A 14,500-nucleotide genomic window follows, 5' to 3' on the forward strand; every position below is an offset into this window, starting at 1 on the left:
GTGGACGACCGACCCACACTACAGCGGCCCTGATGAACAGCGCAATCGAACTCTGGCCACCCGCTGCGGTTCCAAAGCCAACAGACCCTTTGCAAGGAGCGGGACCATGTACAAGCAGACCCTGGCAATCCTCCTGGCTAGCGCCACCCTCGCCGCCTGTGGCAGCCGCCCGGAAAACCCCGTGGATTACGTCACCTACCGCGACGAACCGCTGGTCAAGCAGGTGGAAAATGGCATGACCATGCAGAAGGTCATCGCTATCGGCGGTAGCCCATCCAACGTGACCGACCTGCCTCACGGCGGTACCTGCAATGACTACATCCTCAACCGCGACGGCCACCAGCAGCCCTACTACGTGCGCTTCGACGCCACTGGCCATGTCGATGCCAAAGGCTTCAAGACCTGCAAGCAACGCCAGGAAGACAGCGACGCCGCCCACGGCGCATGACACCCACAGGACACGCCATGACCACCTTGATGCTTTCGGAGATGAACATGACTGCGATTGAACTGACCGATGTGCAAACCCTACGCCAGCGTGCCCGCCAGCACGTCGAGAACGGCGCCGTGACCGAGGGCTACCACGCCGACCGTGAGCGCATCATCCGCCTGCTCAACGAAGCCCTGGCGACCGAACTGGTGTGCACGCTGCGCTACAAGCGCCACTACTTCATGGCTTCGGGGGTGAAAGCCAGCATAGCGGCCGAAGAATTCCTGGAGCATGCCAACCAAGAAGCCGAACACGCCGACAGGCTCGCCGAGCGTATCGTGCAGCTGGGCGGCGAACCGGACTTCAACCCGGACAACCTCAGCAAGAACTCGCACGCCCAGTACGTGGCGGGTACCACGCTGAAGGAGATGGTGTTGGAGGACCTGGTGGCAGAGCGCATCGCCATCGACAGCTACCGCGAGATCATCCAGTACATCGGTGACAAGGACCCGACCACGCGGCGGATCTTCGAGGACATCCTGGCCCAGGAAGAAGAACACGCGGACGATATGTCCGATCTGCTGCAAGGGCTGTAATTGCCAGGGGCTGCTCGGCAGCCCAGCGCCCTCCTACCGGTACCGCGTCAACTGTAGGAGCAGATTTATCCGCGAAGCAGGCGGCGCGGTGGATGGCACCGGCTGTGCCGGTGCTCGCGGCTGAAGCCGCTGCTACAGGTGTCGCGTCAAGTCGAAGCCGGCGCGGTACCTGTGGGAACTGGCTCGCCGGCGATGGGCCGCAACGCGGCCCCCTCATTGCTTGCCTTTCACCGCAGCTGGCGCCTTGCCCGCCTTCATCTGCTGCAACAGCGGCGTGCATTGGTTCGGGTCATCCCCGCTGCTGGGGGCAACCAACGCCAGCAAGCCCGCCGCCGGCCCGGCCACCACGCCCAGCGCCACCATCCCCGCCCCGCGCAATGCCAGCGGCACCGCCTGCACCCCGGCACTGGGCTTGGCGAACGGCCCGCGCACGTATAGCGGCGAGCGCAGCGAGAACAGCCGCAGCCCTTTCGATTCCGGGGTGATTTTCAGGTCCAGCTGCTCGCTGGCGAAATTGGCCGTGCCGTTGATGTAGATGATCGCGTTCTCGGTATCGAAGATGAACAGGCGCGTGGTCGCCAACCCATCCTTGATGCCGACATCGGCTGCTGCGCAATTGATCTTCACGTCTTCATCGCCGAACAGCTTGCCGACCACGTAGTTGCCCACGTTCAACCCGGCAATCTCCATCAGGCTCCGGCTGACAGCGCCATCGTTGACCAGCATGCGCAGGTCGCCATTGGCCGTACCCAGCAGCGCAGCTACCGAGTTACCCCGGCCTGTGATGTCGGCATCGCCATTCAACTCGCCAAAGCTGGTCTGCATTGGCGCAAAACCAGGGAACAGTTGCTTGAGCTTGAAGCCCCGCGCGGTCAACCGGGCACGCCCCTGCAGCGGCACGTTGCGGCCATCCAGGCGGATCTGCGAGGCCAGGTTGCCACCGGCCACGCCAAAACGCAGGGGTTCCAGGCGCAGCAGGCCATCTTCCAGGATCACGTGGGCCGACAGGTCATTGAAGGGCAATTGCGCGCTGTGCACGATGCGCTTGCCGGCAAAGGTGACGTCGGCATCCATGGCACGCCAGCGCTCGGTGCGGAACTCCTCCACTGGCAGAACCTTGCCTTGCGGCTGCTTGCTGGCGCCACCACGGGTTTTCTGTTCGGCATTGGAGTCGGCACCGATCAGTGGCGCCAGGTCCTTGAACAGCAATTGATTGGATACCAGGTTGCCCGACAGCCTGGGCCGTGGCTGGCTGGCAACGAAGACCAGGTCACCATGGATGTCGCTGTCACCGATCTGGCCGTTGAAGCCCTGGTAATCGAAGGTCGCCCCTTGCGCCGCGTGCAGGTTGGCGCTGAGGTGGCCATCGGTGGAATAGGCCGGGGTGTCCGGCAGGGTCACACCGGTCAGCGGGTAGAGGTTGCCCAGGCTGGCCCCGGACAGGCGCAGGCGCAGGTCGAGGGCGCCCAGGTTGCGCGGGTCGGTCAGGGTACCGGCGAGCACCACATGGGTGTCGGCGATACGCACATCGGCCTGCAGCGGGAACGGTTGGCTGGCGTCCTGCAGGGCCAGCAGGCCGCCTATCTTGCCGGAGCCGGCCACCGGCTGGCCTTTGTAGCGGCCCTGCACCTTCAGGCCGAAGGCGTAATCCTGCGCTGCACCGGCCTTCTCGGCCCTGGCCTTGCCGACGATGTCACTGAACGGTATTGGCTTGCCCAGCGGGTCGATCTGCACCTTCATGCTGGTTTTCAGGGTTTGGTCATCGAAACTGACATTGCCCTGGTCAAAGCCGATGGCGCCGATGTCCAACTGCCATTTCGAAGGTTCGGCGTTGTCATCCTTGGGGCCGAAATCGAAGGTCCAGTTGGCGCGGCCATCGGCCAGACGGGTCAGGCTGGCAGTGGGTTTGGTCAGGTCGATGCGCGGGATGCTGATCTGCCGGAACAGCAACGGTAACGGCGCCAGGCGGAACGCCACACGTTCCAGGCCGACCATCTTCTGCTCGTTGAGCCACGCCGGGTTGCCCAGGCTCAGGTCCTCGGCAATGAAATGCGGCCAGGGTACCCAGGCACGCCAGCCGCCCTCTTGCGCTTCGGTGCGCCACTCGACGGCAAGGTTGCCATTGATCGCGAAGGGCCGCTGCAGGGCTTCTGAGACTTTGTCGTTGAGCAGGGGTTTGACGCGGTTCCAGTCGAAGGTGGCGATGATCACCACCAGGATCGCCAACAAGGTCAGCAGGCTGGTGAAGGTCCAGACGAGGATTCTGGCGGGACGCGTCATTGCGTGATTCTCCTTGCGGTATGGCACAGAAACAGGCGTAGCGGGGCATTCACTATCTGGGACTGACGAAAACCCGCGGGGTTTTATGGTTGGCCCATGATAGCGAAGTTTTTCCTGGCCATTTGTTCAGCAATTCATCGCGTCAGGCTGGATGTGTAACCGGCCCACAGCAATATCAAAAAGCCATTACTCAAGCCATAAAGGCTGTGCTAGAGCCGTTCGAGGTCTCTATCAATATGGTCGATTGTTACCATTACCCGTATGAACTTCTCTCTGGCGTTACCCGGCGTAGCATTGACTCCGTACCCACTTTCCAGCCCCCGAGAGGAGCACCGAAGTCATGAAACGCCACCTGCTGACCCTGACCCTGTCCATTCTGGCTGCCAACGCTTTTGCCTTGCCAGCCGACGAGCAACACCTGACCGCCGAATCGCGCTCCAGCGCTGCCGAAATCGCCCAGCCGCTGAAGACTGTTGCCGAAGGTGGTTCTGATCGCCTGATCGAACGTACTGGCCGCGTTGCCGAAGGTGGCTCCGATCGCCTGATCGAACGTACTGGCCGCGTTGCCGAAGGTGGCTCCGATCGCCTGATCGAACGTACTGGCCGCATTGCCGAAGGTGGCTCCGATCGCCTGATCGAACGCACTGGCCGTGTTGCCGAAGGTGGTTCCGATCGCCTGATCGAACGCACTGGCCGTGTTGCCGAAGGTGGCTCCGATCGCCTGATCGAACGCACTGGCCGTGTTGCCGAAGGTGGCTCCGATCGCCTGATCGAACGCACTGGCCGCGTTGCCGAAGGTGGCTCCGATCGCCTGATCGAACGCGCTGGCCGTGTCGCCGAAGGTGGTTCTGATCGCCTGGTCGAAATCAGCCGTGTGAGCTGACCCCATGACCGAAAAGAACAATCTCTGTCGCAACACCGCCTCCCCTCCAGGCCCGGTCCATTGACCGGGCTTTGTTTTTTTCACTAGAGTGCCCAGCCTCACCGTCACAGAAGCTCGCACCATGCTGCCGCGCGCCGAACAGAAGCTACAGACCCGCCAGGCCCTGCTTGATGCCGCCTGCCAGCTCATGGAGAGTGGCCGTGGTTTCGGCAGTATCAGCCTGCGCGAAGTGGCGAAGACCGCCGGCATCGTACCCACCGGCTTCTACCGGCATTTCTCCGACATGGACGCCCTGGGCCTGGCCCTGGTGGCCGAGGTCGATGCCACGTTCCGCCAAACCATCCGCCTGGTACGCCACAACGAATTCGAACTGGGCGGCATTACCGATGCCTCGGTGCGCATCTTCCTCGACGTGGTCGCCGCCCACCGCGCACAGTTCCTGTTCCTGGCCCGCGAGCAGTACGGCGGTTCACAGGCAGTCCGCCAGGCCATTGCCCGCCTGCGCCAGAACATCAGCGACGACCTGGCCACCGACCTCGCACGCATGAAACGCTGGCAGCACCTGGACAGCGCGGCGCTGGCGGTAATGGCCGACCTGGTGGTGAAGACCGTGTTCGCCACCCTGCCGGAACTGATCGACAGCCCGGAGCCGGGTTATCCACAGGCGCTGACGCCGCAGGAAAAGATCACCCAGCAGTTGCGCTTCATCTTCGTCGGCGCGCGACATTGGCAGGGGTTGGGCAACCCGGGCTGATGGTTGCCGGTACTGGCCTCTTTGCCGGCACAGGCTACCGAAAACCCCAGTTCTGCTACCATGGCGCCCTGCCCGACAGCGACGAGCGCCTAAATGTCCAACCCCCGCCACACCCTGCCCGAACTGGCCCGCTTCAACCAGCATTTCGCCGAACGCATCGTGCCGTTGTGGCAAGGCCCGGGCTGGAACGCCGACATGGCCCTGCCCTACGAAGCCCTGGACGCCGAGCAGCGGCCCTTGCCGGTGCAGCGCTACCGGGCCATGGCCTGCGCGCGCCAGCTGTACCTGTTCAGCAGCCGCATCGGGCAGCCCGGCGCCGCCGAACGCGCGGCCGCCCTGTTCCGCTCGTTGCAAAAGCACTTCCACGACGCCGAACATGGTGGCTGGTTCTACAGTATCGACGCCCAAGGCAAGCCGCTGGACCGGCGCAAGGACCTGTATACCCATGCCTTCATCGTGTTCGCCTGCGCGCACTACTGGGGCAAGGTGCGCGAAAGCCTGGTGGAGTCCACCTTGAATGCCGCGCTGGGCATCATCGACCAGCAGTTCGCCCGTGACGACGGCCTGTACGAAGCCAGCCTGGGTGAAGACTGGGCCGACCTGGGCAGCGGCCCGCTGCAGAACCCACAGATGCATCTGGCCGAAGCTTTCCTGCAAGTGCTGGTAGTACGTGAAGACGAACATACCCGGCAGTCGCTGCTGCAGCTGTGCGATGCCCTGCAGGCGCACTTCATCGAACCGGCCCATGGCCTGATGCTGGAAAAACCCCGCGACGCTGTGGATAACTGGTTCGAACCAGGACATCAGTTCGAGTGGTTCTACCTGCTGCACACCTCGCCGCTGCTGCGTGACACGCCGCTGCATGCCTCCATCGACCGGGCGTTCGGCTTTGCCGAGCAGTACGGGGTGAAGGATGGGGCAGTGTTGGCGATGCTGGCTGTGGATGGCCAGGTACTGGATGCCACCCAGCGGATCTGGGCGCAGGCCGAATACCTGCGGGCGTTGGTGTTGCGCGTCGGTGGCGAGGCGAAGCTGGCGGGGCAGTTGCAGGCGCTGGAAGCGCGGTTCCTGCGGCAAGCGGGCTGGTATGAGTGCCGGGACGGCGAGGGAGCGGTCAGCCGGCATGATATGCCTTCGACCACCCCCTACCACCTGGCGACGTGCCTGGAAGGCTTGCAACGCCTGGGCTGACGCTGCAGCGGCCCGTAGATGCGCATTGCCCGTGTAGGAGCGGCCTTGTGTCGCGAAAGGGCTGCAGAGCAGCCCCGGGGTTTCAGCGTATATGCACAAATTGCCGGGGCTGCTTCGCAGCCCTTTCGCGACACAAGGCCGCTCCTACAAAGGGCGCACTAGCCGACCAGGTGGATACTCAACCGTTGGCTGACCGGTCGATCGAGAACCCTGCCCAGTCCTGGCTAACCGGCATCAGCTCCAGGCTGTTGATGTTGATGTGCGCCGGCTGGTTGAGGATCCAGAAAATGGTCTCGGCGATGTCCTGCGGCTGGATTGGCTCGGCACCGGCGTAGGTCGCATCGTACTTGGCCTGGTCGCCGCCGAAGCGCACCAGCGAGAATTCACTCTCGCACAGGCCCGGCTCGATGTTGCTCACGCGCACCCCGGTGCCGCGCAGGTCGCAGCGCAGGCTCAGCGAGAACTGGCCGACGAACGCCTTGGTACCGCCATACACGTTGCTGCCCGGGTACGGGTAGTTGCCTGCCACCGAGCCCACGTTGAGGATCGAGGCGCCGCGGCCATGGGCGATCAGGCGTGGCAGCAGCAGGCGGGTGGTGTAGATCAGCCCCTTGATGTTGGTATCGACCATGGTTTCCCAGTCGTCCAGGCTGCAGTTCTGCGCCGCATCCACGCCCAGCGCGAGGCCGGCATTGTTGACCAGCCCTCGCAACTTGTCGAAGCCTGCCGGCAGGTTGGCGATGGCTTGCTCCATGGCCTTGCGATCGCGCACGTCGAGCACCAGCCCATGCACTTCGGTCTTGGCTGACAGCTCGGCGCACAGGGCGTCCAGGCGCTCCTTGCGACGACCCGTGAGGACCAGTTTCCAGCCGGCCTCGGCAAAGCGGCGAGCAGTCGCCTCGCCGAAACCGGAAGTCGCGCCAGTGATGAATACGGTGGACGTCATGCTCTGTTCCTCACGGTAGGTTGTCATCGGCAGCTTTGCAGCATGCCCGCGCCGGACGCTGGCAGCAAGCCGTCGAGGCCGCTGGTCATTTTTTGTTCATAACCGGCAAACCCTTGCTGCAGAGGGCGCGGCGCCAGCTATGCGCATGTTATCCACAAGACTTTCCCCATGGATTGGGGGCAACTTGTCTGCTGGGCGGAACCCTTTCAGCGTGGCGGGGTTGGTGGATATCTTCAAGGTGATGGCGCAAGGCTTTCAAGCATGCCGCGTGTAGCGGTCTGTCCAAGGGTTTTTCACAGAGTTATCCACAGGGTGTTCGCTGCGTTGGCCGAGGCTGCAGGGCTCGCCAGAGCAGTGAAAATCACCCACAGAAGGCTTCTGATCAAAAAATAACCATGCAGCTGCAACCCTTGCTGTTCAAGGGCTCGCGCCAGGTGCCACCATGTTTTCCACAGGCGGCTCCACATTAACCGTGGAAAACATCAGCCTGTGCAAACAATGGCTTGCGACGCGCTTGTGGAGTAATTCCGGAAGGATGTGAAACAGGTTGTCCACATAGCGGACGGGGCTGCGTTTGCAGCCCCGGATACCACTCAATGACCGCCCAGATAAGCGTTGCGCACTTCCTCGTTGACCAGCAGCTCCTGCCCGGTGCCGGTCATGCGAATCTGCCCGTTGACCATCACATAGGCCCGGTCCGACAGCTTCAGTGCATGGTTGGCGTTCTGCTCGACCAGGAAGATGGTCATCCCGGTCTTGGCCAGTTCGCGCAGGGTCGAGAAGATCTGCTTGACCACGATCGGCGCCAGCCCCAGCGATGGCTCGTCCAGCAGCAACAACTTCGGACGGCTCATCAGCGCCCGGGCAATCGCCAGCATCTGCTGCTCGCCACCGGACATGGTCATGGCCCGCTGGTTGCGCCGCTCCTTCAGCCGCGGGAACAGCTCGTACATGCGCTGCATGTCTTCGTCGGCATGCTTGTCGCCGATGGGGATGGTGCCCATCATCAGGTTTTCCTCGACGGTCATGTCGGGGAACACCCGGCGCCCTTCCGGCGACTGGGCGATGCCGTTGGAAGCGATGTAGTGCGACGATTTGCGGGTAATGTCGGTGCCGCGATAGACGATATGCCCCGACGCTGCCCGCGGCTGGCCGAAAATCGACATCAGCAAGGTCGACTTGCCGGCACCGTTGGCGCCGATCAGGCTGACCGTCTCGCCCTCGTTGATGTGCATCGACACCTTTTTCAGCGCCTGGATCGGCCCGTAGAACACGTCCAGGTCCTTCAGTTCGAGAATGGGTGCAGTCATACCAGTTCCTCTTCATCGGCACCCAGGTAGGCGGCGATCACCGTCGGGTTGTGGCGGATATCCTGCGGCGCGCCTTCGGCAATCACGTTGCCGTGGTCGAGCACCACGATATGGTCGGAGATGCTCATGACCATGCCCATGTCGTGCTCGATCAGCACCACGGTGATGTCGTGCTCGTCGCGCAGCACGCGGATCATGCGGCTGAGGGCCTCGGTTTCCTGCGGGTTCAGGCCAGCCGCCGGTTCGTCCAGGCAGATGATCTTCGGCCGCGTGCACATGGCCCGGGCGATTTCCAGGCGGCGCTGCTGGCCGTACGACAATTCACCGGCCAGGCGGTTGGCGCAATCGACCAGGTCGACCACTTCCAGCCAGTAGAACGCATGGTCCAGGGCATCGCTTTCAGCCTTGCGGTAGGCCTTGGTGTTGAGCACCCCGGCCAGCAGGTTGCGGTTTACCCACATGTGCTGGGCCACCAGCAGGTTTTCCACCACCGACATTTCCTTGAACAGGCGAATGTTCTGGAAGGTCCGTGCCAGGCCGGCGCGGTTGACCAAGTGGGTACCGCCGAACATCTTGTAGTACAGGCGGTTGGCAAAGCGCGCCGGCGAGACGAAGTCCGCAGCCTGGAAGCGCTCGCCGAGCAGCTGGATGACATTGGTGTGGCTACCGCGCACGTTCAGCTCGATGCGCCCACCACTGGCCTTGTAGAAGCCGGTGAGGCAGTTGAACACCGTGGTCTTGCCGGCGCCGTTGGGGCCGATCAGGGCGAAGATCTGGTTGCGCTTGACCTTCAGGCTGACATCGCTGAGCGCCTTGATGCCACCGAACTGCATCATCAGGTTGTCGACCGAGAGAATGATATCGTCGCTCATGGCGCCACTCCTTTACGCGGGGTCACACCGGTACGGCTGATGCGGATCAGCCCACGCGGTCGCCAGATCATCATCAGCACCATGAGCACACCGAACAGCAGCACCCGGTATTCCGAGAAGCTGCGCAGCAGCTCTGGCGCCACGGTCAGGACGAAGGCCGCGATCACCACGCCCACGGTCGAGCCCATGCCGCCGAGCACGACGATGGCAAGAATCAGTGCCGACTCGAAGAAGGTGAACGAGGACGGGTTGACGAAGCCCTGGTAGGTTGCGAAGAACACCCCCGCAAGGCCAGCAGTGGAGGCGCCCAGGGTAAACGCCGAGAGTTTCACCAACACATGGTTCAGGCCCATCGAGCGGCAGGCGATCTCGTCCTCGCGCAGCGCTTCCCAGGCCCGGCCGACCGGCATGCGGGTCAGGCGGTGCTTGATGTACAGCACCGCCAGCACGACCATGAACAGCACCGCGTAGATGAACACGAACTTGAGGTTGGCGTTGTATTCGAAGCCGAAGAACTCGTGGATCGGTACCCCACCGTCCTTGGCCCGGCGGCCGAATTCCAGGCCGAAGAAGGTTGGCGACGGCGCCGGCATGCCGTTCGGGCCACCGGTGAACGACAGCCAGTTGTTCAGTACCAGGCGGATGATCTCACCGAAGCCCAGGGTCACGATCGCCAGGTAGTCACCGTGCATCCGCAGCACCGGGAAGCCGAGGACACAGCCCGCCAGCGCCGCTGCGATGGCCGCCAGTGGCAGCACGCTCCAGAAGCCCAGGCCGAGGTACTGGTAGCCCAGCGCCAGGCCGTAGGCGCCGATGGCATAGAACGCCACGTAGCCGAGGTCGAGCAGGCCGGCCAGGCCGACCACGATGTTCAGGCCGAGGCCGAGCAGTACGTAGATCAGGCCAAGGATGACCACGGTCAACAGGTACTTGTTGGCGAAGATCGGGAAGACGATGGCAATCACCACCAGCGCCGGGATGATGTAGCGCAGCCGCGACACGTAGTCCGGCGCGCGCACATGCACGCCCGAGCCACCGCTTTCGAAGCCCTGCAGCATGCGGGTGCCGGCGGCGGTCTGCAGGTACAGGCTGAGCAGGAAGCGCCCCAGCATCACCCCACCGACCAGCCAGGCCACGCGACGCGGCTCGGCATTGAAGCTGTAGCCATCGAGGACCACGCCGACGACCGGGCCAAACACGATGAGTGCCAGCAAGCCGGCGACGATGGTCTCCAGCAGGCTGCGTTTAAGGTCGAAACCCTTGGTTTCGGGAACAGCGGCAGTTTTGGCAATGGACATGTTCACACCTTAGCCACGAGCGGGCGACCCAGCAGGCCTTGCGGGCGGAAGATAAGGATCATCACCAGCAGCGAGAAGCTGAACACGTCCTTGTAGTCGGAGTTGATCAGGCCAGAGAACAGCGACTCGGAAATACCCAGGATGATCCCGCCGAGCATGGCGCCAGGCAGCGAGCCGATACCGCCGAGCACCGCGGCGGTGAACGCCTTGATGCCGATGATGAAGCCGGCGTAGAAGTCGAAGGTGCCGTAGTTCATGGTGATCAGCACGCCAGCCAGGGCGGCCATCACCGCACCGATGACGAACACGTAGGAGATCACCCGGTCGGTGTTGATGCCGAGGATCGAGGCCATCTTGCGGTCTTGCTGGGTAGCCCGGCACATGCGGCCAAGCTTGGTGTACTTGATCACGTAGGTGAGCAGGCCCATGCCCACGAATGCGGCCACCAGGATGAAGATCTTGGTGTAGGTCAGTTGCACGAAGCCGGTGCCCACTTCGACGCGCCAGGCGCCTTCGAGCAGGGTTGGCACGCCTTGCTGGCGGGCGCCCTGGCTGATCTGCGCGTAGTTCTGCAGGATCAGCGAAATGCCGATGGCACTGATCAGCGGTGCCAGCCGGGTGGAGTTGCGCAGGGGTTTGTAGGCGATGCGTTCGATGGTGAAGCCGTACACACCGGTGACGACGATGGTGAACAACAGGGTGCCCAGCATCAGCAGGGGGAACGACTCGATACCGAAGTAAGCCAGCAATGCCAGGCTGATTGCCGCGAGGTACGCGGAAATCATGTACACCTCGCCGTGCGCGAAGTTGATCATGCCGATGATGCCATAGACCATTGTGTAGCCGATGGCGATCAGGCCATAGACCGACCCGAGAGTCAGGCCGTTGACCAGTTGCTGCAGGAAAATACCATCCATAACGCAATCTCACCTGATTGAGATTGCACGAGCGCCGACCACGGCGGGCCTTGGGACTAGGCGGCCCTCGCAGCGCAGTACTGTGCAGATCTACGGATAAAGACAGGTACCGCGGGGCTTGGGCCCGGGCGTGAACCCGGGCCGTGGGCCGTTGTTATTTTTGTTTTTCCAGCTGGTGGTACTTGCCTTGGGCATCCCACTGGTAGACCACGTAGTCGGACACGGTCAGGTCACCCTTGCTGTCCCACTTCTTCTCGCCCATGACGGTCTGCACCGGGTTGGCCTTGAGCCACTTGGCAGCGTCTTCGCCCTTGTTCGACTTGGCGCCGTTGAAGGCAGCGGCCAGGGCCTGCAGCGAAGCGTAGGCGTACAGGGTGTAGCCTTCCGGCTCGGTGCCATTCTTGCGGAACTCCTCCACCACCGCCTTGCTGTCCGGCAGCAGGCGCGGGTCGGCACCGAAGGTCATGTACACGCCGTCGACGTACTGCGCGCCGCCTGCGGTGGACACCAGTTCGTCGGTGACGATGCCATCATCGGACATGAACTTGACGTCCTTCAGGCCCTGCTCGCGCAGCTGGCGCACCAGCGGGCCGGCTTCCGGGTGCAGGCCACCGAAGTACACCACGTCGGCACCGGTGGAGCGGATCTTGGTGACCACGGCACTGAAGTCTTTCTCGCCACGGGTCAGGCCTTCGTACAGCACCGGCTTGACGCCGCGTTTCTCCAGCTGCGCCTTGGTCGCGTCGGCCAGGCCTTGGCCGTAGGTGTCCTTGTCGTGCAGCACCGCGACCTTCTTGCCCTTGAGCACGTCGACGATGTAGTCGCCAGCGACGATGCCCTGCTGGTCGTCACGCCCGCACATGCGGAACATGGCGGAAAGGCCGCGCTCGGTCACCTGCGGGTTGGTCGAGCCCGGGGTGATGGCGATCACGCCAGCCTCGTCATATACCTCGGAAGCCGGGATGGTATTGGAGGAACAGAAGTGGCCGACCACGCCGATCACCTTGTCCTGGTCGACCAGGCGGTTGGCCACGGCCACGGCCTGCTTCGGTTCGCAGGCGTCATCGCCCTTGACCAGGACGATTTTCTCGCCATTCACGCCGCCGGCGGCGTTGATCTTGTCGGCCGCTGCCTGCGCACCTTTCATGTACTGCTCGCCAAACGCTGCGTTTGCCCCGGTCATCGGGCCCGCTACACCGATCTTGACGTCGGCCTGAACATACGAAGAAACACCCAGTGCCGTAGCTACGGCCAGAGCCAGGAAACCTTTCTTGTAAAACGTCTGCGACATGAGGTGGTGCTCCTAGAGTTTTTTTGGTTGGCACTACAACTTCTCAGCACTGTGCTCCGAGCAAGGGCCGTGCCATCGGTTTTGTCTTCCGGAAAAACACACCGTAGAGGGCGTCTGCAGGCGACCGACGGCCTTTTCTTTATTGAGCGTGCAACCGTCTGCCGCGCGGCGGGCGCCACCACACGTACAGACAAGGAGCAACCGTCGAGTGCCATCATTGCAACCCCGGCAAGTGTTTACGTGCAACCGGCCTGTAACAGCGGACGTCACCGAACTGCACACTGCTGGTGCGCGACTGCTACAGGCGGCACCGTTACAAGGCCTGCGCGCGCACCGAAAAACACGCTGTTTTGGCTGTTCCGGCCTCTTCGCGGGCTCGCCCGCTCCCACAGGTACTGCACCGTTCCTGAGCTCGGAGGTGTTCCTGTGGGAGCGGGCAAGCCCGCGAAGAGGCCGGAACAGCCACACGAGGCGCAAAAGGCTGGCACAATGTCCGCCATTCGCCGCTTCCGGAGCCCCTTTGATGAGCGAGAGCGCATTCGCCGAGCGCATCGTGCACAACCTGCTCGACACCGACTTCTACAAACTGACGATGATGCAGGGCGTGCTGCACAACTACCCGGACGCCGACGTCGAATGGGAATTCCGCTGCCGCAACGGCGAGGACCTGCGCCCCTATCTCGGCGAGATCCGCAACCAGCTGGAAAAGCTCAGCGACCTTACCCTCGACGACGGCCAGCTGGCCTTCCTCGAACGCATCAGCTTCCTCAAGCCCGACTTCCTGCGCTTTCTGCGCCTGTTCCGCTTCAACCTGCGTTACGTGCGCCTGGGGATAGAAGACAACCAGCTGTTCCTGCGCCTGAAAGGCCCGTGGCTGCATGTGATCCTGTTCGAAGTGCCGCTGCTGGCGATCATCAGCGAAGTGCGCAACCGCCACCTGCACCCCCGCATGCGCCTGGCCGAAGCGCGCGACCAGCTGTACCGCAAGTTCGACTGGCTACGCGCACATGCCAGCGCCGATGAACTGGCCGAACTGCAGGTGGCCGACTTCGGCACCCGTCGACGCTTTTCCAGCCGCGTGCAGGAAGAAGTGGTCCGCGTGCTGCGCGACGACTTCCCGGCCCGTTTCGTCGGCACCAGCAACGTCGACCTGGCATGGAAACTGGATATCAAGCCGTTGGGCACCATGGCCCACGAATGGATCATGGCCCACCAGCAACTCGGCCCGCGGCTGATCGACAGCCAGATCGCCGCGCTGGACTGCTGGGTGCGCGAGTACCGCGGCCTGCTCGGCATCGCCCTGACCGACTGCATCACCATGGATGCCTTCCTCGGCGATTTCGACCTGTACTTCGCCAAGCTGTTCGACGGCTTGCGGCATGACTCCGGCGAACCGGTGGCCTGGGCAGAAAAGGCCATCGCCCACTACCAGAAACTGGGTATCGACCCGATGACCAAGACCCTGGTGTTTTCCGATGGTCTCAACCTGACCCGCTCACTGGAAATCTTCCGCGCCCTGCGTGGTCGCATCAACGTGAGCTTTGGCATCGGCACCAACCTCACCTGTGACATCCCAGGCGTGGCACCGATGAACATCGTGCTTAAAATGACCGACTGCAATGGCGCGCCGGTGGCGAAGATTTCCGACGAAGCCGCCAAGACCCAATGCCGCGACGAGAACTTCGTCGCCTATATGCGCCACGTATTCAAAATCCCCAGCAAGGAGTAACCC

The 14,500-nt window shown here is 62.9% G+C and carries 13 protein-coding genes; 6 read left to right on the forward strand and 7 right to left on the reverse strand.

The window, feature by feature from the left end; translation table 11 throughout:
* The first annotated feature begins 106 nt into the window (after positions 1–106).
* Both osmE and JKP78_RS06535 read left to right on the forward strand, forming a co-directional pair.
* Positions 107–448 (forward strand): osmotically-inducible lipoprotein OsmE, encoded by a 342-nt coding sequence (gene osmE, locus JKP78_RS06530; protein WP_170032974.1) that lies wholly within the window; start codon positions 107–109, stop codon positions 446–448.
* Between the two features lie 47 nt (positions 449–495).
* Entirely contained in the window at positions 496–1,026 is a 531-nt protein-coding gene (locus JKP78_RS06535) for a ferritin-like domain-containing protein (RefSeq protein WP_170034307.1), read from the forward strand.
* A 213-nt stretch (positions 1,027–1,239) separates the two neighbouring features.
* On the opposite strand, the gene JKP78_RS06540 is transcribed toward JKP78_RS06535, so the two are convergent.
* The gene (locus JKP78_RS06540; protein ID WP_200626304.1) at positions 1,240–3,306 is read right to left on the reverse strand and encodes an AsmA family protein; all 2,067 of its coding nucleotides are present in this window, start codon (positions 3,304–3,306) and stop codon (positions 1,240–1,242) included.
* A gap of 340 nt (positions 3,307–3,646) precedes the next feature.
* Here JKP78_RS06540 and JKP78_RS06545 point away from each other — a divergent pair, with 340 nt between their 5' ends.
* The 3 genes from JKP78_RS06545 (at position 3,647) to JKP78_RS06555 (ending at position 6,134) form a co-directional block, all read left to right on the forward strand.
* Positions 3,647–4,189, forward strand: coding sequence for a phage infection protein (locus JKP78_RS06545; RefSeq protein ID WP_200626306.1), 543 nt, complete (start codon positions 3,647–3,649; stop codon positions 4,187–4,189).
* Between the two features lie 121 nt (positions 4,190–4,310).
* Positions 4,311–4,943, forward strand: a complete 633-nt coding sequence (locus tag JKP78_RS06550) for a TetR family transcriptional regulator (protein ID WP_186686485.1) — start codon at positions 4,311–4,313, stop codon at positions 4,941–4,943.
* 93 nt (positions 4,944–5,036) lie between these two features.
* Positions 5,037–6,134 (forward strand): AGE family epimerase/isomerase, encoded by a 1,098-nt coding sequence (locus JKP78_RS06555; protein WP_200626308.1) that lies wholly within the window; start codon positions 5,037–5,039, stop codon positions 6,132–6,134.
* A gap of 178 nt (positions 6,135–6,312) precedes the next feature.
* Here JKP78_RS06555 and JKP78_RS06560 read toward each other — a convergent pair whose 3' ends face one another.
* The 6 genes from JKP78_RS06560 to JKP78_RS06585 form a co-directional block, all read right to left on the reverse strand.
* Positions 6,313–7,080, reverse strand: coding sequence for an SDR family oxidoreductase (locus JKP78_RS06560; protein ID WP_186686483.1), 768 nt, complete (start codon positions 7,078–7,080; stop codon positions 6,313–6,315).
* Between the two features lie 593 nt (positions 7,081–7,673).
* Entirely contained in the window at positions 7,674–8,390 is a 717-nt protein-coding gene (locus JKP78_RS06565; protein ID WP_170032985.1) for an ABC transporter ATP-binding protein, read from the reverse strand.
* Entirely contained in the window at positions 8,387–9,262 is an 876-nt protein-coding gene (locus tag JKP78_RS06570; RefSeq protein WP_019098909.1) for an ATP-binding cassette domain-containing protein, read from the reverse strand. Before JKP78_RS06570 ends, JKP78_RS06565 begins: the two co-directional genes overlap by 4 nt.
* Positions 9,259–10,560 (reverse strand): high-affinity branched-chain amino acid ABC transporter permease LivM, encoded by a 1,302-nt coding sequence (livM, locus tag JKP78_RS06575; protein ID WP_186686482.1) that lies wholly within the window; start codon positions 10,558–10,560, stop codon positions 9,259–9,261. Before livM ends, JKP78_RS06570 begins: the two co-directional genes overlap by 4 nt.
* A gap of 2 nt (positions 10,561–10,562) precedes the next feature.
* Positions 10,563–11,477: an ABC transporter permease subunit gene (locus JKP78_RS06580; RefSeq protein ID WP_013974411.1), complete on the reverse strand. Its 915-nt coding sequence runs from the start codon at positions 11,475–11,477 to the stop codon at positions 10,563–10,565.
* 154 nt (positions 11,478–11,631) lie between these two features.
* Complete coding sequence (locus JKP78_RS06585) at positions 11,632–12,768, reverse strand: branched-chain amino acid ABC transporter substrate-binding protein (RefSeq protein WP_186686481.1); 1,137 nt, start codon at positions 12,766–12,768, stop codon at positions 11,632–11,634.
* 523 nt (positions 12,769–13,291) lie between these two features.
* Here JKP78_RS06585 and pncB point away from each other — a divergent pair.
* On the forward strand, positions 13,292–14,497 hold the full coding sequence (gene pncB / locus JKP78_RS06590; protein WP_200626310.1) for a nicotinate phosphoribosyltransferase: 1,206 nt from the start codon (positions 13,292–13,294) through the stop codon (positions 14,495–14,497).
* Positions 14,498–14,500 lie beyond the last annotated feature (3 nt).

The sequence above is a fragment of the Pseudomonas sp. LAM2023 genome (assembly GCF_016620375.1).
GTDB lineage: Bacteria > Pseudomonadota > Gammaproteobacteria > Pseudomonadales > Pseudomonadaceae > Aquipseudomonas > Aquipseudomonas anuradhapurensis.